This window comes from Mycolicibacterium litorale, from assembly GCF_010731695.1.
GTDB lineage: Bacteria > Actinomycetota > Actinomycetes > Mycobacteriales > Mycobacteriaceae > Mycobacterium > Mycobacterium litorale.
This window is the reverse complement of sequence record NZ_AP022586.1, coordinates 5,081,765-5,103,366: the sequence shown is the minus strand read 5'-3', so window position 1 is coordinate 5,103,366 and position 21,602 is coordinate 5,081,765. Positions and strand designations below refer to the sequence as shown.

Below are 21,602 nucleotides of genomic sequence, written 5' to 3'. Positions count from 1 at the left end.
GAGGGAGCATCGATGACGACCGCCCCGAGGACGATCCCCGCTGTTCTCGACCGGATCGCCCAGCAGTACGGCGACCACGAGGCGGTCGTCACGGACGACCGCCGACTCACCTACACGCAACTGCGCGACGAGGTGCGACGGGCGGCGGCGGCGATGATCGACCTCGGCATCGCCCCCGGCGACCGCATCGCGATCTGGTCCCCCAACACCTGGCACTGGGTGGTGGCGTGTCTGGCCACGAGCTATGCGGGCGGCGTCCTCGTCCCGCTCAACACCCGCTACACCGCCAGCGAGGCGGGCGACATCCTTGCCCGCACCGCCGCACCCCTGCTGATCGCGGCGGGCGAGTTCCTCGGCGCCGACCGGACCGCCGACCTGGACCGCGCCGCTCTGCCCGCGCTGCGGCACATCGTGCGGGTTCCGATCGACACCGACGACGGCACATGGGACGAATTCGTCTCGCGCGGAGTCGATCTCGCCGCAGTCGACGAGCGGGCGGCGGCCGTGCGGCCCGACGATGTGTCCGACATCCTGTTCACCTCGGGCACCACCGGCCGCAGCAAGGGCGTGTTGTGCGCGCACCGGCAGTCCCTCGACGCCTCGGCGGCCTGGGCCGAATGCGGACAGCTCACCAGCGCCGATCGCTATCTGTGCATCAACCCGTTCTTCCACAACTTCGGGTACAAGGCCGGCATCCTGACGTGCCTGCAGACCGGCGCCACGCTGATCCCCCAGCTGACCTTCGACCCCGAGAAGGCGATGGCTGCGGTCACCGGGCAGCGGATCACCGTGCTCCCCGGGCCGCCCACGATCTACCAGACGATCCTCGACCACCCGAACCGCGCTGCGTACGACCTGAGTTCGCTGCGGTTCGCGGTCACCGGCGCCGCCGTCGTCCCCGTCGTGCTGATCGAGCGCATGCAGTCCGAACTCGACATCGACATCGTGCTGACCGCCTACGGGCTGACCGAGGCCAGCGGATTCGGCACGATGTGCCGGGCCGACGACGACGCGGTCACCGTCGCGACCACGTGCGGGCGGCCGATCGCCGACTTCGAATTGCGCATCGACTCCGCTGACGAGCACGAGGCGGGCGAGGTGCTGCTGCGCGGACCGAACGTGATGCTCGGCTATCTCGATGATCCGGAGGCGACCGCCGCCACGATCGACGCCGACGGCTGGCTGCACACCGGCGACGTAGGCACCGTCGACGACAACGGCAACCTGCGCATCACCGACCGGCTCAAGGACATGTACATCTGCGGCGGGTTCAACGTCTACCCCGCCGAGATCGAGCAGGTGCTGGCCCGCCTCGACGGCGTCGCCGAATCGGCGGTGATCGGCATGCCCGACGAGCGGCTCGGTGAGGTCGGCAAGGCGTTCGTCGTCGTGAAACCGGGTGTGACGCTCGACGAACAGACCGTGATCGCCTACGTGCGCGAACATCTCGCGAATTTCAAGACACCGCGTTCGGTGGAGTTCCTCGACGTGCTGCCCCGGAACCCGGGCGGCAAGGTCGTCAAACCGCTCCTGAGGAAGAGAGCCTGAATGGACCTGACATTCGACGACGCAAGCGAGGACTTCCGCGCCGAGGTGCGCGAGTTCCTGGCCGCCCACCGCGACGACTTCCCGACGAAGTCCTACGACAACGCCGAGGGGTTCGAACAGCACCGCCGCTGGGACAAGGTGCTTTTCGACGCGGGCCTGTCGGTGATCAGCTGGCCGGAACGCTACGGCGGCCGCGACGCGACGCTGCTGCAGTGGATCGTGTTCGAGGAGGAGTACTTCCGCGCCGGGGCGCCCGGACGCGCGAGCGCCAACGGGACGTCCATGCTGGCGCCGACGCTGTTCGCGCACGGCACCGAAGAACAGCTCGACCGGGTGCTGCCGAAGATGGCCAGCGGTGAGGAGATCTGGGCGCAAGCCTGGTCGGAGCCCGAGTCGGGCAGCGATCTGGCGTCGCTGCGGTCGACGGCGACCCGCACCGACGGCGGCTGGCTACTCAACGGGCAGAAGATCTGGAGTTCCCGGGCGGTGTTCGGGGAGCGGGCGTTCGGCCTGTTCCGCTCCGACCCGGACGCGCAGCGACACAAGGGCCTGACGTACGTCATGTTCGACCTGAAGGCCGACGGCGTCACCGTCCGCCCGATCGCCCAGCTCGGCGGCGACACCGGATTCGGGGAGATCTTCCTCGACGACGTGTTCGTCCCCGACCACGACGTCATCGGCGAGGTCAACGAGGGCTGGCGCGCGGCGATGAGCACGTCGAGCAACGAGCGCGGAATGTCGCTGCGCAGCCCGGCGCGGTTCCTCGCGCCCGCCGAACGGCTGGTGGCCGAATGGAAGAAGAATCGCAATCCGGCGTATGCCGAGCGGGTGGCCGACGCGTGGATCAAGGCGCAGGCCTACCGCCTGCACACATTCGGCACCGTGACCCGCGTTGCGGCCGGCGGCGAACTCGGCGCGGAATCGTCGGTCACCAAGGTGTTCTGGTCCGATCTCGATGTGGCGCTGCACCAGACGGCGCTGGACCTGCGGGGCGCCGACGGTGAGCTGGCCGACCCGTGGACCGATGGTCTGCTGTTCGCCCTCGGGGGCCCGATCTACGCAGGCACCAACGAGATCCAGCGCAACATCATCGCCGAGCGCCTGTTGGGTCTGCCCCGCGAGCCGAAAGGGCAAGCGAAGTGAACTTCGAACTCGACGATCAGCAGCGGGACTTCGCCGCCAGCATCGACGCGGCACTGACCGGCGCCGACGTGCCCGGCGCGGTGCGCGCATGGGGTGACGGGGACACCGCGCCCGGCCGCAAGGTGTGGGCCACGCTGGCCGATCTCGGGGTGACCGCACTGATGGTCGCCGAAGAGCACGACGGTATCGACGCCACACCGGTCGACCTGGTGGTCGCCGCCGAGCGGCTGGGCCGCTGGTGCGTACCGGGTCCGGTGGTGGAATCCGTTGCGGTCGCGCCGGTCCTGCTCCGCGGTGACGAGCGCAGCGCCGCGCTGGCCGCAGGCGAACTCGTCGTCACCGTCGCAATGCCGCCCCTCGTGCCGCGCGCAGTCGACGCCGAGACCTCAGGTCTGATCCTGCTCGCGCAGGACGGGACCGTCAGCGAGGCCAGCGCGACAGCCTCGCACGAGTCCGTCGACCCCAGCCGAAAGCTGTTCGAGGTGAGCACATCCGGTGCGGGGCGCGACGCCGACGTGGACCGCGCCTTCGAGTTCGGGGCGCTGGCGACGGCCGCGCAACTGGTGGGGGCGGCGCAGTCGATGCTCGACCAGTCCGTGGACTACGCCAAGCAACGTCACCAGTTCGGCCGGGCGATCGGGTCGTACCAGGCGATCAAACACAAGCTGGCCGACGTCCACATCGCGATCGAGTTGGCGCGTCCGCTGGTGTACGGCGCCGCGCTGGCGCTGGGTGAGGGATCGGCCGACACGCCACGGGACGTCAGCGCCGCAAAGGTGGCCGCGTCCGAGGCCGCGCTGCTGGCCGCCCGCTCGTCGCTGCAGACACACGGCGCGATCGGCTTCACCCACGAACACGACCTGTCGCTGTGGCTGCTGCGGGTGCAGGCGCTGCGCTCGGCGTGGGGAGATCCGACGTGGCACCGTGCACGGGTTCTGGAGGCCTTCTGATGAGCGAAGAACGCGAACTGCTGCGCGAGACCGTGGCGGCGCTGGTCGACAAGCACGCGTCGCCGGCCGCCGTGCGGGAGGCGATGACCTCCGAGCGCGGGTACGACGAATCGCTGTGGCGACTGCTGTGCGAGCAGGTCGGTGCGGCCGCACTGGTGGTACCCGAGGCGCTCGGCGGTGCGGGCGGCGAACTCGCGGATGCGGCGGTAGTGCTGGCCGAGCTCGGCAGGAACCTCGTGCCCACCCCGCTGCTCGGCACGACACTGGCGGAGTTGGCGCTGCTGTCGGCCGACGAGCCGGATGCCGAGGCGCTCGGAGCGCTGGCCGAGGGCACGCAGATCGGGGCGGTGGCGTTCGACCCCGGCTACGTCGTCAACGGCGACGTCGCCGACGTGGTGATCGGCGTGGCGGACGGACGGCTTTCGCGGTGGACGTCGTTCGAAGCGCACAAGCTCGAGGCGATGGACCTGACCCGCCGGCTGGCCCGCCTCGAGCCCGGGCAGACCACCGAGATCGGCACCGACCCGGGCCTGGCGGACATCGCGGCGCTGCTCGTGGCGGTCGAGCAGATCGGTGCGGCCACCCGCTGTCTCGAACTGACCGTCGAGTACACGAAGGACCGCGTGCAGTTCGGTCGGCCGATCGGCAGTTTCCAGGCACTCAAGCACCGGATGGCCGATCTCTACGTGAAGGTGCAGTCCGCCAAGGCCGTCGTCGACGAAGCGCTCGGCGACCCCTCCCCGACGGCGGCGGCGCTCGCCCGGTTCTCGGCCAGCGAGGCGTTCACCGCGGTGGCCGCCGAGGCCGTGCAGATGCACGGCGGTATCGCGATCACCTGGGAGAGCGACATCCAGCTGTACTTCAAGCGGGCGCACGGCAGCGCGCAGCTGTTCGGGTCGCCGCGCGAGCAGCTGCGCCGGCTCGAAGCTCAAGTGTTCTAGCCTCGATGTAGTGAACGACCACGTGGCGCTGCGCGCCGGCATCCCACCGTTCTATGTGATGGACGTGTGGCTGGCCGCCGCCGAACGTCAGCGCACCCACGGCGACCTGGTCAACCTGTCGGCAGGCCAACCGAGCGCGGGTGCGCCGACCGCCGTCCGCGACGCCGCCGTCGCCGCACTGCACGGCAACCAACTGGGGTACACCGTCGCGCTCGGGATCCCGGAACTGCGCGCCGCGATCGCGGCCCGCTACGCCGACCAGTTCGGCCTCACGGTGGGCATCGACGACGTCATCCTCACCACCGGATCGTCCGGCGGGTTCCTGCTGACGTTCCTCGCCTGCTTCGACGTGGGTGACCGGGTGGCGATCGCCAGTCCCGGCTACCCCTGCTACCGCAACATCCTGACCGCGCTCGGCTGCGAGGTCGTCGAGATCCCCTGTGGCGCAGAGACCCGCTTCCAGCCGACCGCCGCCATGCTCGCCGAACTCGACCCGCCGGTTCAGGGCGTCATCGTCGCGAGCCCCGCGAATCCGACCGGCACCGTGATCGCCCCGGAAGAACTGGCCGCGATCGCCAGGTGGTGTGAACAGACCGGCGTCCGGCTGGTCAGCGACGAGGTCTACCACGGCCTGGTCTACCAGGGCGCACCCGCGACCAGCTGCGCGTGGCAGACGTCGCGAGATGCGGTGGTGGTCAACAGCTTCTCCAAGTACTTCGCGATGACGGGGTGGCGGCTGGGCTGGCTTCTGGTGCCGGCCGAGCTGCGCCGCGCCGTGGACCGGCTGACCGGGAACTTCACCATCTGCCCGCCCGCTCTGGCGCAGCACGCCGCGGTCGCCGCGTTCACGCCGGAGTCGATCGCCGAGGCCGACGGGCTCCTGGCGCACTACGCCGACAACCGCCGCCTGCTGCTCGACGGACTGCGGTCCGTCGGCGTCGACCGGCTGGCGCCCACCGACGGCGCGTTCTACGTCTACGCCGATGTCTCGCATCTGACCAGCGACTCGCTGTCGTTCTGTTCGACGCTGCTGGCCGAGACGGGCGTGGCGATCGCACCGGGAATCGACTTCGATACCGCGCACGGCGGCTCGTTCGTCCGGCTGTCGTTCGCGGGGCCGACCGCCGACATCACCGAGGCGCTGGACCGGATCGGAGCCTGGCTGCGCTGAGGATCGACAGCGTCACTTTCGCCGCTGCGTGACGTACCAGTCCAGCAGCGTCGGATCGTCGACCGCGGTGGGTTCCACCACGCGCGCCGGGTCGCCGCCCTGGAGCAGCTTCTTGATCGGCACCTCGAGCTTCTTCCCGGTGCGCGTGTGCGGGATGCCGGGTGCGAGCAGGACGTCGTCGGGGACGTGCCGCGGCGACACCTCGGTGCGGATCGTCTGGCAGATCCGGTCCTTCAGGTCGTCGGTGAGTTCGGCGTCGTCGGTGAGCGTGACGAACAGCGGCATCCAGTAGCCGCCGTCGGGTTGCTCCGCGCCGATCACCAGGGCCTCGGCGACCTCCGACATACGCTCCACGGCCTGGTAGATGTCGGCGCTGCCCATCCGGATACCGTGACGGTTGAGTGTCGAATCCGACCGTCCGTGCACGATGACGCTGCCGTGGTCGGTGACCGTGATCCAGTCGCCGTGCCGCCAGACCCCGGGGTACATCTCGAAATAGGCGTCGCGGTAACGGCTTCCGTCGGGGTCGTTCCAGAACTTCACCGGCATCGACGGCAGCGGTTTGGTGACGACGAGTTCGCCGACCTCACCGCGTACGGGCCTACCCGCGGTGTCCCACGCCTCGACAGCGGCGCCGAGGTAGGGCGCGGAGAGCTCGCCCGGCCACACCGGAACGGTCCGGACGCCGCCGATGAACGCCGACACCACGTCGGTGCCGCCGCTGATCGACGCCACCTGCACGTGCTCACCCACGTTGTCGCGCAACCACAGTGCCGAGTTCGGCGGTAGCGACGAACCCGTGATGCCGACGGTGCGCAGCGCGGTCAGGTCGTGGTCCTTGCGGGGTACGGCACCGGCCTTGTCGCAGGCCAGCACGTAGCCGGGGCTGGTGCCCAGTACCGTCGCGCGCACCTCGGCGGCGATGCGCCACAGCGTGTCGGGAGCCGGATACGTCGGGCTGCCGTCGTAGCAGACGATGGTCGCACCGACCAGTAGACCGGCGACCTGGAAGTTCCACATCATCCAGCTCGGGCTGGTGAACCAGAAAAACGTGTCGCCGGCGCCGATGTCGGATTGCAGCGCAACGGCTTTGAGGTGCTCGACCACCACGCCACCGTGTCCGTGCACGATGCCCTTCGGCAGCCCCGTCGTCCCCGAGGAGTACAGCACCCACAGTGGGTGGTCGAAGTCGACGGCGAGCGGTTGCAGCGTTCCGCCGTCAGCGGTCGCCGCCGCCCAGTCCAACCAGTCGGAGCCGGGCGCGTCCGCTCCGATCCGCGACACGAGCACGGCGGTCCGCACCGTCGGCAGCCCGGCGCGCAGTGCGGCGACGTCGGCGGTCTTGTCGTGGGTCTTGCCGCCGAAGCGGTAGCCGTCGGCGGCGATCAGGACCACCGGTTCGAGCTGTCCGAGCCGGTCGAGTGCGGCCTTGGCGGTGTAGTCCTGTCCGCAGGCGCTCCAGATCGCGCCGATGCTCGCGGTGGCCAGGAAGGCGATGACGGCTTCGGGCACGTTCGGCAGATAACCCGCGACGCGGTCGCCCGGCCCGACGCCCATCGACTGCAGGGTGCGGGCGAATGCGGCTGCGCGCCTCAGCATCTCGTCCCAGGACACCTCGGTGACCTCGCCGCCCTCGGCGACGTAGAGAATGGCAGGCCGGTCGGTGCGGGCGTGCCGCAGCACCTGGTCGGCGTAGTTCAGCCGTGTCCCCGGAAACCAGCGCGCTCCGGGCATCGCCGCGTCGGCGAGCACCTCGGTGGGCGGTTCGCCGAGTTCGAAGTACTCCCACAGCGCACCCCAGAAGCCGGCGAGGTCGTCGACCGACCATTGCCACAACGCGTGGTAGTCGGACACGTCGGCGCCGGTGCGCTCGTGTACGAAGCGCGCGAAGTCGGTGACGCGCGCCCCCGCGATGTCGTCCTCGGTGGGCACCCACTGCGGTTGGTTCACCGGGCGCTCCATCCGCCGTCCATGGTGTACGCCGCCCCGGTCACCATGCCGGACTGCGGTGAGGCCAGCCAGCCCACCAGCGATCCGACCTCGGCGGGTTCGACGAGTCGCTTGATGGCGCTCTCCTTGAGCAGGATCTCGGTCACCACGTCATCTTCACCGATGCCGTGCACCTTGGCCTGATCGGCTATCTGTTTGGTGACCAGCGGTGTCCGCACGTAGCCGGGGTTCACGCAGTTGCTGGTGACCTGATGCGGCCCGCCCTCGAGAGCGGTCACCTTCGACAACCCCTCCAGCGCGTGCTTGGCGGTGACGTAGCCGACCTTGTACTCCGAGGCGCGCAGCCCGTGCACCGACGAGATGTTGATGATCCGCCCGAACTGCTGGGCGTACATGTGGGGTAGCGCCGCGCGGATGAGCAGGAACGGCGCCTCCACCATCAGCGTCATCAGCATCCGGAAGTTCTCCGGCGCGAAGTCGACGATCGGGTCGATGCGCTGGACGCCGGCGTTGTTGACCAGGATGTCGGTGTCCAGCGTCAGGGTCTCCAGCGCCGACACGTCCAGCAGGTCGACCACCCATGCGACTCCGCCGACCTCGTCGGCCAGTGCCGTGGCGGCGGCCTCGTCGCGGTCGGCGACGGTGACGGTGGCGCCCCTGGCGGCGAGTTCGCGCACGCACGCCTCACCGATCCCGCTGGCACCGCCGGTCACCAGTGCGGCGCGGCCGGCGAGATCGCTCACGCGCGACCGGTTTTCGCCGCTGCGGTCCGGGCCAGATCCTCGCGGTCGGCGACGTCGAGATCGGCCAGGTCGATACCCTTCGTCTCACGGCTGAACAGCGCAGCCACGAGCGTGATCACGGCCGCGGCCGCGAGGTAGAGCGCGATGGGCACCGACGAGTCGTAGATGTCGAGCAGCTTCACCGCGATGAGCGGCGCGAGCGATCCGGCGACGATCGAGGTGACCTGATAGCCCAGCGAGACACCGGAATAGCGCATGCGGGTCGGGAACATCTCGGCCATGATCGCCGGCTGCGGCGAGTACATCAGCGCGTGGATCATCAGGCCGAGGATGATCGCACCCATGATGACCAGGTACTGACCGCTGTTCATCATCGGGAACGCGAAGAAGCCCCAGGTGCCGGCGAGGACGGTTCCGACGATGTACACCGGACGTCGTCCGACGCGGTCGGACAACCGGCCCACCAGCGGGATGACGAGGAAGTGCACGGCGTGCGCGGCGAGCAGCCACCAGAGGATGTCGCTGGTGTCCGCGCCCACCTGAACCTTCAGGTACGTGATCGAGAACGTGACCACGAGGTAGTACATGATGTTCTCCGCGAAGCGCAGACCCATCGCGGTGAACACCCCGCGGGGGTAGCGCTTGAGCACCTCGACCACGCCGTACGAGGTGGACTTGGCCCGCTCCACCTCCTGCTGGGCGGCCACGAAGATCGGCGCGTCGGTGACCTTGGTGCGGATGTAGTACCCGATGAGGACGACGACCGCCGACAGCCAGAACGCCACCCGCCAGCCCCACGACAGGAACGCCGACTCGGGCAGCGTCGCCGTGAGCACCAGCAGCACCACAGTCGCGAGCATGTTCCCCACCGGCACGCCGGCCTGTGGCCAGCTCGCCCAGAAGCCGCGCTCGCGGTTCGGGCTGTGCTCGGCGACGAGCAGCACAGCGCCGCCCCATTCGCCGCCGACGGCGAAGCCCTGGATGAACCGCAGCGCCACCAACAGCGCCGGCGCCCAGTAGCCGATCTGGCCGTAGGTCGGCAGACAGCCCATCAGGAACGTGGCGGCGCCGACCAGGATCAGGCTGAACTGCAGCAGCTTCTTGCGGCCGTGCTTGTCGCCGAAGTGGCCGAACACCACACCGCCCAGTGGGCGTGCGACGAATCCGACGGCGTAGGTCGCGAACGCCAGGAAGATCGCGTTGAGCTCGCTGGTGGTCTCCGAGAAGAACACCTTCGAGAACACCAGCGTGGCCGCGGTGCCGTAGAGGAAGAACTCGTACCACTCGACGACCGTGCCGGCCATCGAGGCGACGACGACGCGCTTGAGGCCGGTCGGGATCGATCCCGGCGGGCTGGTGTCGGGTTGTGTCGGTATCTGGGCGCTCATCGCCGGCTCCATTCATGACCACGGACATAGCGGTGTCCTGGGTGTGACTGGCCACACATACAGGTGAGTATTCATGCAGGTTTCCTTGGCGGCAATGGGCAAGTCCGCACCCACGATCTGCAAAACTGCACACATGACGGCGATGTCCGGGCGCCGGCCGAGCGCCGACGACCTCCTCGTCCTGCTCGCGGTGGGGCGATCCGGCCGCTACACCACCGCGGCCGACGAGCTGGGTCTCAACCACACCACGATCTCGCGGCGCATCGCCGCGCTCGAACAGTCGCTCGGCGGCCGACTCGTCGCCCGGGTGGCCGGCGGCTGGGAGCTGACCGACCTCGGCCGCGAAGCGCTCGGGGCCGCCGAAGCCGTCGAGTCGGCGGTGCGCTCACTGACCGTCGACCCGGCCGGACGGCGTGCGCTGGAGGGGGTGGTGCGGATATCGGCGACCGATGGGTTCAGCGCCTACATCGTCGCGCCGGCCGCGGCGCTCGTGCAGCGCGACCATCCCGGGGTGGCGGTCGAGATCGTGGCCACGACCCGCCGCGCGTCGCAGCAGCGCTCTGGCCTCGACATCGAAGTGGTGGTGGGCGAACCCCAGGTGCACCGCGCCCAGGCGATCCGGCTGGGCGATTACTGCCTCGGCCTCTACGGGGCGCGCGACTACCTGGCCGAACACGGCGCCCCGAGCGACGTCGCCGACCTCACCCGCTATCCGCTCGTCTACTTCATCGACTCGATGCTGCAGGTCGACGACCTCGACTCGGCAACCGGGTTCGCCCCGGCCATGCGGGAGTCGGTGACCTCGACCAACGTCTTCGTACACGTCGAGGCCACCCGCGCGGCTGCGGGTCTGGGGCTGCTGCCCTGCTTCATGGCCGACCGCCACGACGATCTGGTCCGCGTCCTGCCGCGCACGGTGTCGGTGCGCTTGACCTACTGGCTGGTGACCCGCGGCGAGACGCTGCGCAGACCGGAGGTCGCCGCGGTGGTGGAGGCCATTCAGGCGCGCGTGCGCGAGCAGCGAGACGTCCTGCTCGGCACGCCCTGACAGTCAGCTCCCGCCGCCGCCACAACCCCCGCCGCCGCAGCCCCCGCCGCCGCAGCCTCCGCCGCCACACCCACCACCGTCTCCATCGGAGGGGATTCCGCCGTCCGAGTAATAGCCGCCCACGGCGCCGGCCGATCCGGCCGCCCAGAATCGCTGCCGTCTCCGCGCGCGGGCCAATCGCTTCTCGCGCAACATCTGCCGGTCACTCAGGAGATAGGGGACGGCGCGTCGATAGCGCTCATATGCGCTTTGGTGGCGGGCTCGTCGACGCCGCCACGCGAAGCCCGCCGCGGACAACGCGATCACGGCCAGGGTGGATGCGACCAGAAGCGCCCCGGTCACGGTCAGCCACTTCCTCCGCCGCAGCCGCCTCCTCCGCAGCCGAACCCGCCTCCGCAGCCGCTGCCGCCTCCTTCGCCGCCCCCGTACCCGCTCGTCCAGCGGTCGCGAATGTCGGCCGCCGAGCCATCATGGGCCCGCCGGTAGCGACCGACGAAGATCGACGTGATGACCAGCAACGCCATCACCCCGAGGATGGAGACCACCACTCCCGTGGCGCTCATGGCCAAAGCGTACGCCGCTTCGATGCCGCCGCCTACAGTGAAAATGTGCTGCGCCGCAACAGGCATCGGCTCGATCAAGTGAGCACGGCGGTGGCGGAACTCGATCTGCCGTCAGCCGTGTTCAAGACCTGCCCGTGGCAGCCGCGCGAGCTCGTCGTGACGGGTTTGCGGCAATGGCTTCGGTGCTGCGCGCCCGCGCTGTGGGATGGCGAGGTGATCGGGATGCCGTCGCGCGCGGTCGACGAAGCCTGGCACGGCTTCATACTGTGCACCGCGCGGTACGCCGCCTTTTGCGCGCAGGCCTACGGCTGCTTCCTGCACCACCACCCCGAGGGTGGGGCACCCGCCGCGGTCGCGGCGGGTGCCGACCCGGTCGAAGAGCAATTACGCAGAACCGTCATCGCGTGGTCGCTGGTCGCACGGCCCGGCGAGGACTGCGTCCTCTGGGACATCGACACCCGCCTCGGGCTCGACGAGCCGTGGGGCATCGACGCCGACCGGGTCGACGCGATCACGCGCGCAATCCCCGAACGCCCACCTCGACGGTGGTGGCCGTAGCCGTCAGATGTCCGTGCGCGTGCCGGTTACTTCTTGAAGGCGTCCTTCACCTTCTCGCCCGCGTCCTTGAGGCTGGACTTCGACTGGTCGGCCTTGCCCTCGTTCGCGGTGCTCTCGTCGCCCGTGGCCTTACCCAGCGCCTCCTTGGCCTTGCCGCCGAGATCCTCGATCTTGTTGTTGGCTTTGTCGGTACCGCTCACGATGTGTACTCCTTCGGTTCGCAGTCGACCGGTTCGGCCGATGCACCGTCGGCATACCCCCACCCTCGGGTCACCGAAACTGCGGTATTGCTGTCAACCGTCGCGCAGATGTGGGTCGAGCATGTCCCACCAGGCACGCGACATCCGGTCGAACTCGCCCTCGCAGGAGTCGGCCCGATCCTCGGGCACCAGACCCTCGTCAACGATGAACGCGTTGCCCTGCGGGTCGGCCCCGTAGATCCAGCACTGGAAGTTGTACATCCGCGCGAGGTCGTATTCGTGCACATCCCAGAACGGGAAGTCCTCGGCCGCGCCGCCGTCCTGTTCGCTGTTCGCCTCGAACATCCGGGCATAAGCGACCGCGGCGCTGACGTCGGCCGGGTCGATAGTGCCGTTGTCGTCCGGTTCGAGCAGCAGCACCGCGGCCAGTTGATCGGCGACGTCCTCCTCGCGGCCGGTGAACGGCAGGTCGTACAGGTCCAGGGTGGCGTGGCCGAGTTCGTGGTAGAAGGTCGCGCGCTCGGCACCGAGTGTGGCGGCCATCGGATCGTCGTCACCGGCCCGCTCGAAGGTGGTGTGGCTGGAGTCGGCGTCCTCGTAGCAGATCGTCATCGTACGGTCGTCCGAACTCCAGAACGCGTTCGCCTCATCGCATTGCGCGCCGACCAGGCGGACGTCCTCGGGCAGGACAAGCGATTCGTTGATGTCGGTCGCCAGCGCCTCCAGCAGTCCGCTGTCGGTGAGGATCCTGCGGCCGTTGACCGCCTCCGGCGTGGTGGCGTCCTCGTAGACGACGGTCATCTCTCCCGACGATTCCGCCGCGGCGTTCTGCTCCGCTGCCGCCGGCCCAGTGGATGAGGGCGCCACTTCGGCTGCACCCGGGCGATTCTCGGAGCACCCGACGGTCACCAGGAGGGCGCAGGCTGCGGCGGACAGCCAGACGACGCTCGTGTTCTGCACGGACGTCAATATGTCATGGATCAGAGCCAGGTGTCCGACGTTGTGGCCGTGAGGAACGCCTCGAGATCGTCGCGCCACTGGGCGGGCGAATTCTTGTCGGGTTCGATGCCGGTGTATTCGCCCCGGTAGAACAGCAGCGGACGCGGCTTCTTCTTCGGAACGTCGGACAGCGAGTGGACCGCGCCGAACACCACCAGGTGGTCACCGCCGTCGTGCACCGAATGCACGGTGCAGTCGATGTGCGCCAGGGTGCCGTCGATGACCGGTGACCCCAATTTCGACGGCGCCCAATCGATTCCCGCGAACTTGTCGGGCTCGCGCGAGCCGAAGCGCGCGGAGACGTCCTTTTGCTTCTCGTGCAGCACGTTCACGCAGAACCGGCCGCTGGCCTCGATGGCCTTCCACGACCGCGACACCTTCGTCGGACAGAACAACACCAGCGGTGGTTCGAGCGACAGCGCCGCGAACGACTGACAGGCGAATCCGACCGGCGCGCCGTCGTGCATGGTGGTGATCACCGTGATACCCGTGCAGAACTGGCCGAGCACGTTGCGGAACGTGCGCGGATCGATCACCGGGCCTGCGGCGTCCCCGTCGGAAGCCATCATGTGTTACTTGAAGCCGACGCTGAAGTCGTGGCCCCACAGACTCACCGCGGTACTCTCCCGGGCGATCCAGGACTCATCCTCGACTTCGAGCCCCTCGCAACCGAATTCGACGTCGAAGCCACCGGGGGTCTTCATGTAGAACGACAGCATCTTGTCGTTCACGTGGCGGCCGAGGGTCGCCGACATCTTCACCTTGCGGCGCAGCGCCCGGTCCAGGCACAGGCCGACGTCGTCGGCGTTCTCCACTTCGACCATGAGATGCACGATGCCGCTGGGCGTCTCGCCCGGCATGAACGCCAGGCTGTGGTGGCGCGGGTTGCACCCGAGGAAACGCAGCCACGCCGGCGCACCGTCGGCGGGTCGGCCGACCAACTGCGGCGGCAGCCGCATCGAGTCGCGCAGATAAAAGCCCAGGACGTCCCGGTAGAAGTGCAGCGTCTCGGCGTCGTCGCGGGTGGTGAGCACGACGTGCCCGAGGCCCTGCTCCTCGGTGACGAATTTGTGGCCGTACGGGCTGACGACCCGGCGATGCTCGAGTGCGACTCCGTGGAAGACCTCGAGGGTGTTGCCGGACGGATCGTCGAAGGTGATCATCCCGTCGACGCGGCGGTCGGCGAGTTCGGCCGCGGTGGCCTCCTTGTACGGGGTGCCCTCGATGTCGAGCCGGTTGCGGATCTCCTGCAGGCCTGCGGCGTTGGCGGTCTCCCAACCCGACTGCAGCAGCCGGTCGTTCTCGCCCGGCACGATGACCAGGCGCGCAGGGAACTCGTCCATCCGCAGGTACAGCGCACCTTCGGTGGGCCCTTTGCCCTCCACCATCCCGAGCACCTTCAGGCCGTAATCACGCCATGCCTGAACGTCGGTGCTCTCGATCCGCAGGTAGCCCAGAGACCGGATGCTCATCGTTCGCCTCCCAGGAAATCAATGGTCAGCTTGTTGAATTCGTCGAACTTCTCGAGTTGCGCCCAGTGTCCACACTGACCGAAGACGTGCAACTGCACGCGGGGGATCTGCTTGAGCGCCACCAGTGCGCCGTCGAGCGGGTTCACCCGGTCCTCGCGGCCCCAGATCAGCAGTACCCGCTGGCGCAGCTTGTACACCTCGCGCCACATCATGCCGAGCTCGAAATCAGGCCCGGCGAACGACATCCCCATCGCGCGGGCCGCGGCCAGCGATTCGGGCCGGCTGGCGATCGCGAACCGCTCCTCGACCAGTTCCGGAGTCACCAGCTTCTGATCGAACACCATGATGCGCAGGAACTTCTCCATGTTCTCGCGCGTCGGGTCCGCGGTGAAGCGGCCGAGCAGCTTCACACCCTCGGTGGGGTCCGGCGCGAACAGGTTGACGCTCAACCCGCCCGGCCCCATCAGGACCAGCCGGCCTGCCCGGTCCGGGTTGTCGAGCGCGAACCGCACCGCGGTGCCGCCGCCGAGTGAATTGCCCACCAGCGCGGCACGTTCGATGCCGAGGTGGTCGAACAGGTTCAGCAGTGCGGTGGCGCTGTAGCGGTTGTACTGCTCGTGTTCGGTGTGCTTGTCGGAGTGGCCGTAACCCGGCTGGTCGACGGCCAGCACGTGGAAGTGGCGTGCGAGGACCTCGATGTTCTTCGAGAAGTTCGACCAACTCGACGCGCCCGGCCCGCCGCCGTGCAGCAGCACCACGGTCTCGGAGTGACTCACCCCGGCCTCGTGGTAGTGCAGGCGCATGTCGTCACGCACCTGCGCGTAGCGCGAGGTGGATTCGAAGGTGATCTCGACCTGCGTCTCGGTCTGCTTGATGTAGGAGGTCATCGCGCCCGGTCAGACCATCGTGTCTTGCGGCGGGAGGCCGAAGGCGTCGTTGCCGAAGATCAGGTAGGCGCGCTCGGGTTCGTTGGCGGCGTGCACGCGTCCGGCGTGCGCGTCACGCCAGAACCGTTGCACCGGCGCGTCGAGGTTCAGCGCGGTCGCGCCCGACGCCTCGAACAGCAGGTCGATCGACGCGATCGCCCGGGCCGTCGCCCGCACCTGGTCCCGCCGGGCCCGCGCGCGCAGCTCGAACGGAATCTCCTTGTCGGCCTGCAGCAGTGCGTACTCGTCGGCGACGTTGCCGATCAGCTGACGCCAGCCGGCGTCGATGTCGCTGGCCGCCTCGGCGATGCGGATCTTGGCGAACGGATCGTCCTTGGACTTCTCACCGGCGAATGCCGCCCGGACCCGCTTGCCCTGGTGCTCGACGTGAGCGTCGTACGCGCCGTAGGCCATCCCCATGATGGGGGCCGTGATGGTGGTGGGATGCATTGTGCCCCAGGGCATCTTGTACACCGGAGCGGTGTTGTTCTCCAGGCCACCCGCGGTGCGGTCGTTCATCGCCTTGTAGGACAGGAAGCGGTGCCGGGGGACGAAGACGTCCTTGACGACGACCGTGTTGCTGCCGGTTCCCTTCAGCCCGACCACATTCCACACGTCGTCGATGCGGTAGTCGCTGCGCGGGATCAGGAAGCTGCCGAAGTCGACGGGCTTACCGTCCTTGATCACGGGACCGCCGAGGAATGCCCAGGTGGCGTGGTCGCAACCCGAGGACCACTGCCACGCGCCGCTGACCAGATAGCCGCCGTCGACCACGGTTCCGGCGCCCATCGGCGCATACGACGACGACACCCGCACGGACGGATCGTCGGCCCAGACCTCGTCCTGGGCCTTCTGGTCGAACAGGGCCAGATGCCAGTTGTGCACGCCGATGATCGACGCGACCCAGCCGGTCGACCCGCAGGCGCTGCCCAGGCGGCGCACCGCCTCGTAGAACAGCGTGGGGTCGCACTGCATCCCGCCCCACTGCTGGGGCTGCAGGAGCTTGAAGAACCCGATCTCGTCGAGATCCTTGACCGTCTCGTCCGGCAGGCGGCGCAGCTCCTCGGCCTCCGGGGCGCGCTTGCGCAGGGTGGGGAGCAGGTCGTCGATGCCGCTGAGGACCGCCTGCGCGTCGCGCTGTTCAATGGACGTCACTTGCCTGCCTCCAAGATGGGGACTGAAACGGGGCTGTAGAAAGATTAGAACACGTTACGATTTGTGTCGAGCAGCCCGACGCTGCAGCGGCTGGACCTGCGGAAGCTCATTTCTGTAACCTGTTCTAGTTATGACGGAAAGGGCGGTTTCAGACGTGACCGACGAGCCACTCGGTAGCCACGTGCTCGAACTGGAGGTGGCCGACGTCGTCGAGGAGACCGCCGACGCCCGCTCACTGGTGTTCAGAACGCCGTCCGGCGGCCCCGACATCCCGGCCGAGCGGCTGCGCTACTCGCCCGGGCAGTTCCTCACCCTGCGGGTGCCCAGCGATCGGACCGGATCGGTCGCGCGGTGCTATTCGCTGTGCAGTTCGCCGTTCACCGACGATCCGCTGACCGTCACGGTCAAGCGCACCGCCGACGGCTACGCCTCGAACTGGTTGTGCGACAACGCCCACGCCGGCATGAGGATGCACGTGCTGGCGCCGTCGGGCACCTTCGTGCCGAAGTCGCTGGACACCGACTTCCTGCTGCTGGCCGCGGGCAGCGGGATCACCCCCATGATGGCGATTTTGAAGTCAGCACTCGTCGAGGGCAGCGGCAAGGTGGTGCTGGTCTACGCCAACCGCGACGAGTCCAACGTGATCTTCGCCGGCACGCTGCGCGAGCTGAGCGCGAAGTACTCCGACCGGCTCACCGTCGTGCACTGGCTCGAATCGGTGCAGGGCCTGCCGTCGGCGGCCGCACTGGCCGGCCTGGCCGCGCCCTACACCGGCCACGACGCCTACATCTGCGGGCCCGGCCCGTTCATGGCCGCCGCCGAAGAGGCGCTGACCAGTGCGGGCACCGCGGCGGACAAGATCCACATCGAGGTGTTCAAATCGCTGGAGTCCGACCCGTTCGCGGCGGTCGTCATCGAGGAGGACGACAGCGACGAGGGCCCGGCCACCGCGGTGGTCACCCTCGACGGGCAGACCCACGAGGTGCGCTGGCCGCGCAACGCCAAACTGCTCGACGTGCTGCTGGACAAGGGTCTCGACGCACCGTTCTCCTGCCGCGAGGGCCACTGCGGCGCCTGCGCGGTGCTCAAGCGCAGCGGCGAGGTGGAGATGGAGATCAACGACGTCCTCGAACAGTCCGACCTCGACGAAGGCCTGATCCTGGGATGCCAGGCGGTGCCGCGGTCGGATTCGGTCGAAGTCACCTACGACGAGTAGCGAAGGGCTAACTTCAACACGATGAACCGGCTCGCAGCAGTAAGTGCGGCGGCATTGCTGACGGCACTTCTCCCCCAGCCCGCGACGGCCGCGGCCGCGTCGAACTCGGCGCAGAGCTCGATCGCCGTCGACCCGGCCACCAAGATCGAGATGCACGTCAACGCGGACTGCGTCGGCAACCGGTGCTCGTTCAACACCAGCACGAACCTGCTGACGCCCGGCGGGCCGACCGGGCTGCCCGGCGACGCATGGTCACGGCAGACCATCACGCTGCGCAGCAACGACCGCGACGTCTGGCAGGAAGCCGAGTACAGCGCCCCCTCAGGGACTCCGCGAGAAGTCAAGGGCGCCAACCACAACAACGTGCTCTCGAAGATGTACAAGTCGCTGCGCGACGTCGAGATCTCGGTGACCTCGTTCGGTGGCGGGCCGATCGAGCGCTACCGGATCGACGGCAGTTCGATGCCCACCGAGTGGACCACCGGCCAGCCGGCCGTCAAGGCGGCGTTCATCGTGTGCAGTCACATCCAGGTGGTCTACTCCGGGGTGAACCTGACCACCCCGGACGCCTGCGCGCAGACCACCTTCGGCTGAGCTACCGCGGCAGCCCCAGCAGCCGTTCACCGGCCAGGGTCAGCAGGATCTGCTCGGTACCGCCGGCGATGGTCAGGCAGCGGGTGTTGAGGAAGTCGTGCACCGGCTGGTTGACCACCGCACCCGCGCCCTCGGAGAGGTCCATCCGGAACTCCGCCAGGCCCTGCCGGTAACGCACGCCGATCAGCTTGCGCGCGCTGGACTCCGCACCTGGATCCTGCCCACCGACGGCCTTCTGCGCGATGCGCTGATCCAACAGTGAGCCCACCTGCGCGGTCAGGATCAGGTGTCCCAGCCGGTCCTCGTCGGCCGGATCCAGCCCCTGTTCGGCCACCGTCCGCAGCAGTTCCTCCATCGGATTGCCCAGCGCAGTACCGCCTGCCATCGCGACCCGCTCGTTGGCGAGCGTCGTGCGGGCCAGCCGCCACCCGTCGTTGACCTGTCCGACCACCATCTCGTCGGGTACGAACACGTCGTCGAAGAACACCTCGTTGAACAGCTCGTCACCGGTGATCTCGCGCAGCGGGCGGATCACGATGCCCGGCGATTTCATGTCGATGAGGAAGTACGTGATGCCCTTGTGCTTCGGGGCGTCCGGATCCGTGCGCGCCAGGCAGACACCCCAGTGCGCCTTGTGCGCCGCCGAGGTCCACACCTTCTGGCCGGTGAGCTTCCAACCACCGTCGACGCGAACGGCTTTGGTGCGCAGCGCCGCCAGGTCCGAACCCGCGCCCGGCTCACTGAACAGCTGGCACCAGGACAACTCACCGCGCAGGGTGGCGGGAACGAACTGCTCGATCTGTTCGGGGCTGCCGTGTTCGAGGATCGTCGGGGCCGCCCACCAGCCGATGACGAGGTCGGGACGCGACACCCCCGCCTCGGCCAGCTCCTGGTCGATCAGCAGCTGTTCGGCCGGGGACGCCGCGCGGCCGAACGGCTTCGGCCAGTGCGGGGCGAGCAGACCGGCCTCGGCGAGCGCGGGCTGGCGCTGGTCCTCGGGCAGCGCCGCGACCTGCGCGACCGCCGCGCTGATCTCGGGGCGCAGGTGGTCGACCGAGTCGAGGTCGATGCGCAGCTCGCGCCGCACGCCCTGCTGGGTCAGGTCGGCGATGCGGCGCAGCCACCGCGAGCGGCCGCCGAGGAACTGCGAAATGCCGTATGCGCGCCGCAGATACAGATGTGCGTCGTGTTCCCAGGTGATGCCGATGCCGCCGAGGACCTGAATGCAGTCCTTGGCGTTGGCCTTCGCTGCGTCGATACCCGCGGCGGCTGCGACCGCCGCCGCGATGCTCAGCTGCCGGTCGTCGCCGTCGGTCACGGCGCGGGCCGCGTCCGCCGCCGTCACCGACACCTGTTCGGCGCGCAACAGCATCTCGGCGCACATGTGCTTGATCGCCTGGAAGCTGCCGATCGGCTTACCGAACTGTTCGCGGACCTTCGCGTAGTCCGTGGCGGTGACCAGTTGCCAGCGCGCCAGACCGGCGGCCTCCGCCGCGAGCAGCGTCGCGGCCAGATCCGCGAGCCGGCCCGCGCTGAGGTCGAGTGTCGTGACGGGGGCGCTGTCGAGCACCACCCGGGCCAGCGGGCGGGAGAAGTCGGTCGCGGTCAGCGGTTCGACCGTCACCCCGTCGGCGGTGGCGTCGACGAGCACGACCGCATCCCCGGCGGGGAGCAGCAGCAGCCCGGACGGTTCGGCGCCGAGCACCTGCGCCGCCACCCCGGATGCGGTGCCGCCTTCGACGGTCACGTCGGCCGCCAGCGTCACGCCTGCGGTGCGTGCGCCCGATGCCAACGCCTCGAGGAGCGCCTCGTCGGTGATCACCAGCGTGGCCAGCGCGGTGGTTGCGACCGGCCCGGGCACCATCGCCGCTGCGGCCTCGTCGACCATCGCGCACAGATCCTCGACGGTGCCGCCCGCGCCGCCCTGCTCCTCCGGGATCGCGACGCCGAAAATGCCCAGCTCCGCGAACCCCGCGTACGCGCGGCGCCACGCCTCGGAGTCGCCCTGTTCCACCTCACGCGCGGCCTCCACCGCCCGGGAGGCGGCGGCCCAGTCGCGCACCATCTCGCGGGCAGCAAACTGCTCGTCGGTGCCGGGGCCGGACCCCGACAGCAGCGACTGGGTCATTTCCGGACTCCTCGCGTTGGGTGAGAAGGCTCATACTCCTCACTAGAACGTGTTCTAATGGTGCCAGCGTTCAACCGTCAAGTCGACCGGCATCGCAGCAGGACACGTCGCTGCCGCGCCGATGCCGAGGTGAGAAAACGGAGCCCGACATGCGTATCGTTTTGGGGGGATACGCACGATGAAGGAGCGTCACACGGCATGTCCGAGGCCTCGATGCCAGCACACACCAGCCCGTCGTCGGGTTCCGACTCGCGATCCCGCGAGACGGGCTCCGGCTCACGGCCACGTGAGGTGATGAACGTGGCGGTGCTCGCCGAGTCCGAACTCGGCTCCGAGGCACAGCGGGAACGTCGCAAGCGGATCCTCGACGCCACGCTGGCGATCGCCTCGAAGGGCGGCTACGAGGCGGTGCAGATGCGCGCGGTGGCCGAACGCGCCGACGTCGCCGTCGGCACCCTGTACCGCTACTTCCCGTCGAAGGTGCACCTGCTGGTGTCGGCGCTGGGGCGCGAGTTCGAGCGGATCGACGCCAAGACCGACCGGGCGGCACTCGCGGGCGGTACGCCGTATCAGCGGCTGAACTTCATGGTCGGCAAGCTCAACCGCGCCATGCAGCGCAACCCGCTGCTCACCGAGGCGATGACGCGTGCATTCGTCTTCGCCGACGCGTCGGCGGCCGGTGAGGTTGATCACGTGGGCAAGCTGATGGATTCGATGTTCGCCCGCGCGATGAGCGACGGCGAACCCACCGAGGACCAGTACCACATCGCCCGCGTCATCTCCGATGTCTGGCTGTCGAACCTGCTGGCGTGGCTGACCCGCCGCGCCTCGGCCACCGACGTGAGCAAACGGCTCGATCTGGCGGTGCGGCTGCTCATCGGCGACGGTGACCGCCCTAAGATCTGACGC

General features: G+C 68.8%; 21 protein-coding genes. 10 read left to right on the top strand and 11 right to left on the bottom strand.

Translation table 11 applies throughout. The features are described from left to right. Positions 1-12 precede the first annotated feature (12 nt). From fadD3 to G6N30_RS24460, 5 genes are read left to right on the top strand one after another with little or no spacing between them, the layout of a single operon-like run. Complete coding sequence (fadD3, locus tag G6N30_RS24480) at positions 13-1,548, top strand: 3-((3aS,4S,7aS)-7a-methyl-1,5-dioxo-octahydro-1H-inden-4-yl)propanoate--CoA ligase FadD3 (RefSeq protein ID WP_134056635.1); 1,536 nt, start codon at positions 13-15, stop codon at positions 1,546-1,548. After that, positions 1,549-2,691, top strand: coding sequence for an acyl-CoA dehydrogenase family protein (locus tag G6N30_RS24475; protein ID WP_134056637.1), 1,143 nt, complete (start codon positions 1,549-1,551; stop codon positions 2,689-2,691). After that, positions 2,688-3,641, top strand: a complete 954-nt coding sequence (locus G6N30_RS24470; protein ID WP_134056639.1) for an acyl-CoA dehydrogenase family protein — start codon at positions 2,688-2,690, stop codon at positions 3,639-3,641. The genes G6N30_RS24475 and G6N30_RS24470 overlap by 4 nt, the downstream gene beginning before the upstream one ends. After that, entirely contained in the window at positions 3,641-4,582 is a 942-nt protein-coding gene (ipdE2, locus tag G6N30_RS24465; protein ID WP_134056641.1) for an acyl-CoA dehydrogenase IpdE2, read from the top strand. The genes G6N30_RS24470 and ipdE2 overlap by 1 nt, the downstream gene beginning before the upstream one ends. 58 nt (positions 4,583-4,640) lie before the next feature. Then, positions 4,641-5,753, top strand: coding sequence for a pyridoxal phosphate-dependent aminotransferase (locus G6N30_RS24460; RefSeq protein WP_134057522.1), 1,113 nt, complete (start codon positions 4,641-4,643; stop codon positions 5,751-5,753). A gap of 12 nt (positions 5,754-5,765) precedes the next feature. On the opposite strand, the gene G6N30_RS24455 is transcribed toward G6N30_RS24460, so the two are convergent. The 3 genes from G6N30_RS24455 to G6N30_RS24445 are packed head-to-tail and all read right to left on the bottom strand — an operon-like array spanning position 5,766 to position 9,834. After that, positions 5,766-7,703 carry an acetoacetate--CoA ligase gene (locus G6N30_RS24455; protein WP_134056642.1) on the bottom strand — a complete coding sequence of 646 codons (1,938 nt, stop codon included), beginning with the start codon at positions 7,701-7,703 and terminating at the stop codon, positions 5,766-5,768. Then, a complete protein-coding gene (locus G6N30_RS24450; protein ID WP_134056644.1) occupies positions 7,700-8,446 on the bottom strand; it encodes an SDR family oxidoreductase in 747 nt (248 codons plus the stop codon). The genes G6N30_RS24455 and G6N30_RS24450 overlap by 4 nt, the downstream gene beginning before the upstream one ends. Beyond that, complete coding sequence (locus G6N30_RS24445; protein WP_134056646.1) at positions 8,443-9,834, bottom strand: MFS transporter; 1,392 nt, start codon at positions 9,832-9,834, stop codon at positions 8,443-8,445. Before G6N30_RS24445 ends, G6N30_RS24450 begins: the two co-directional genes overlap by 4 nt. Before the next feature lie 94 nt (positions 9,835-9,928). Here G6N30_RS24445 and G6N30_RS24440 point away from each other — a divergent pair, with 94 nt between their 5' ends. Then, positions 9,929-10,882, top strand: a complete 954-nt coding sequence (locus tag G6N30_RS24440; protein WP_134057524.1) for a LysR family transcriptional regulator — start codon at positions 9,929-9,931, stop codon at positions 10,880-10,882. A 344-nt stretch (positions 10,883-11,226) separates the two neighbouring features. On the opposite strand, the gene G6N30_RS24435 is transcribed toward G6N30_RS24440, so the two are convergent. After that, a complete protein-coding gene (locus G6N30_RS24435) occupies positions 11,227-11,445 on the bottom strand; it encodes a hypothetical protein (protein WP_134056650.1) in 219 nt (72 codons plus the stop codon). A 48-nt stretch (positions 11,446-11,493) separates the two neighbouring features. Between G6N30_RS24435 and G6N30_RS24430 the strand changes: the two genes are divergently transcribed. Then, positions 11,494-12,003, top strand: a complete 510-nt coding sequence (locus tag G6N30_RS24430) for a UCP032817 domain-containing protein (RefSeq protein WP_134057526.1) — start codon at positions 11,494-11,496, stop codon at positions 12,001-12,003. A gap of 26 nt (positions 12,004-12,029) precedes the next feature. Here G6N30_RS24430 and G6N30_RS24425 read toward each other — a convergent pair whose 3' ends face one another. The 6 genes from G6N30_RS24425 to hsaA form a co-directional block, all read right to left on the bottom strand. Next, a complete protein-coding gene (locus tag G6N30_RS24425; protein WP_134056652.1) occupies positions 12,030-12,203 on the bottom strand; it encodes a CsbD family protein in 174 nt (57 codons plus the stop codon). 93 nt (positions 12,204-12,296) lie between these two features. Continuing rightward, a complete protein-coding gene (locus tag G6N30_RS24420; protein WP_407664673.1) occupies positions 12,297-13,172 on the bottom strand; it encodes a DUF4344 domain-containing metallopeptidase in 876 nt (291 codons plus the stop codon). A gap of 11 nt (positions 13,173-13,183) precedes the next feature. Continuing rightward, positions 13,184-13,768, bottom strand: a complete 585-nt coding sequence (gene hsaB / locus G6N30_RS24415) for a 3-hydroxy-9,10-secoandrosta-1,3,5(10)-triene-9,17-dione monooxygenase reductase subunit (RefSeq protein ID WP_134056656.1) — start codon at positions 13,766-13,768, stop codon at positions 13,184-13,186. Positions 13,769-13,774: 6 nt separating this feature from the next. Further along, positions 13,775-14,674 carry an iron-dependent extradiol dioxygenase HsaC gene (gene hsaC, locus G6N30_RS24410; protein ID WP_134056658.1) on the bottom strand — a complete coding sequence of 300 codons (900 nt, stop codon included), beginning with the start codon at positions 14,672-14,674 and terminating at the stop codon, positions 13,775-13,777. Continuing rightward, positions 14,671-15,561, bottom strand: a complete 891-nt coding sequence (gene hsaD / locus G6N30_RS24405) for a 4,5:9,10-diseco-3-hydroxy-5,9,17-trioxoandrosta-1(10),2-diene-4-oate hydrolase (RefSeq protein ID WP_134056660.1) — start codon at positions 15,559-15,561, stop codon at positions 14,671-14,673. The genes hsaC and hsaD overlap by 4 nt, the downstream gene beginning before the upstream one ends. Positions 15,562-15,570: 9 nt before the next feature. Continuing rightward, the gene (gene hsaA, locus G6N30_RS24400) at positions 15,571-16,755 is read right to left on the bottom strand and encodes a 3-hydroxy-9,10-secoandrosta-1,3,5(10)-triene-9,17-dione monooxygenase oxygenase subunit (protein ID WP_134056662.1); all 1,185 of its coding nucleotides are present in this window, start codon (positions 16,753-16,755) and stop codon (positions 15,571-15,573) included. Between the two features lie 154 nt (positions 16,756-16,909). On the opposite strand from hsaA, the gene G6N30_RS24395 reads away from it, so the two are divergent. Both G6N30_RS24395 and G6N30_RS24390 read left to right on the top strand, forming a co-directional pair. Further along, positions 16,910-17,971 carry a ferredoxin--NADP reductase gene (locus G6N30_RS24395; RefSeq protein WP_134056664.1) on the top strand — a complete coding sequence of 354 codons (1,062 nt, stop codon included), beginning with the start codon at positions 16,910-16,912 and terminating at the stop codon, positions 17,969-17,971. Between the two features lie 21 nt (positions 17,972-17,992). Next, positions 17,993-18,565 carry a hypothetical protein gene (locus G6N30_RS24390; RefSeq protein ID WP_134056666.1) on the top strand — a complete coding sequence of 191 codons (573 nt, stop codon included), beginning with the start codon at positions 17,993-17,995 and terminating at the stop codon, positions 18,563-18,565. 1 nt (position 18,566) lies between these two features. On the opposite strand, the gene G6N30_RS24385 is transcribed toward G6N30_RS24390, so the two are convergent. After that, positions 18,567-20,693, bottom strand: coding sequence for an acyl-CoA dehydrogenase family protein (locus G6N30_RS24385; protein ID WP_134056668.1), 2,127 nt, complete (start codon positions 20,691-20,693; stop codon positions 18,567-18,569). A 213-nt stretch (positions 20,694-20,906) separates the two neighbouring features. On the opposite strand from G6N30_RS24385, the gene kstR reads away from it, so the two are divergent. Continuing rightward, the gene (kstR, locus tag G6N30_RS24380) at positions 20,907-21,599 is read left to right on the top strand and encodes a cholesterol catabolism transcriptional regulator KstR (protein WP_134057528.1); all 693 of its coding nucleotides are present in this window, start codon (positions 20,907-20,909) and stop codon (positions 21,597-21,599) included. The last annotated feature ends 3 nt before the right edge of the window (positions 21,600-21,602 follow it).

What these genes read in the sequence shown, in the direction of transcription:
- fadD3 (WP_134056635.1), top strand. Translation starts at nt 13, where the DNA reads ATGACGACCGCCCCGAGGACGATCCCCGCTGTTCTCGACCGGATCGCC.
- G6N30_RS24475 (WP_134056637.1), top strand. Translation starts at nt 1,549, where the DNA reads ATGGACCTGACATTCGACGACGCAAGCGAGGACTTCCGCGCCGAGGTG.
- ipdE2 (WP_134056641.1), top strand. Translation starts at nt 3,641, where the DNA reads ATGAGCGAAGAACGCGAACTGCTGCGCGAGACCGTGGCGGCGCTGGTC.
- G6N30_RS24460 (WP_134057522.1), top strand. Translation starts at nt 4,641, where the DNA reads ATGGACGTGTGGCTGGCCGCCGCCGAACGTCAGCGCACCCACGGCGAC.
- G6N30_RS24445 (WP_134056646.1), bottom strand. Translation starts at nt 9,834, where the DNA reads ATGAGCGCCCAGATACCGACACAACCCGACACCAGCCCGCCGGGATCG.
- G6N30_RS24440 (WP_134057524.1), top strand. Translation starts at nt 9,929, where the DNA reads ATGGGCAAGTCCGCACCCACGATCTGCAAAACTGCACACATGACGGCG.
- G6N30_RS24435 (WP_134056650.1), bottom strand. Translation starts at nt 11,445, where the DNA reads ATGAGCGCCACGGGAGTGGTGGTCTCCATCCTCGGGGTGATGGCGTTG.
- hsaB (WP_134056656.1), bottom strand. Translation starts at nt 13,768, where the DNA reads ATGGCTTCCGACGGGGACGCCGCAGGCCCGGTGATCGATCCGCGCACG.
- hsaC (WP_134056658.1), bottom strand. Translation starts at nt 14,674, where the DNA reads ATGAGCATCCGGTCTCTGGGCTACCTGCGGATCGAGAGCACCGACGTT.
- hsaD (WP_134056660.1), bottom strand. Translation starts at nt 15,561, where the DNA reads ATGACCTCCTACATCAAGCAGACCGAGACGCAGGTCGAGATCACCTTC.
- G6N30_RS24390 (WP_134056666.1), top strand. Translation starts at nt 17,993, where the DNA reads ATGAACCGGCTCGCAGCAGTAAGTGCGGCGGCATTGCTGACGGCACTT.
- G6N30_RS24385 (WP_134056668.1), bottom strand. Translation starts at nt 20,693, where the DNA reads ATGACCCAGTCGCTGCTGTCGGGGTCCGGCCCCGGCACCGACGAGCAG.
- kstR (WP_134057528.1), top strand. Translation starts at nt 20,907, where the DNA reads ATGCCAGCACACACCAGCCCGTCGTCGGGTTCCGACTCGCGATCCCGC.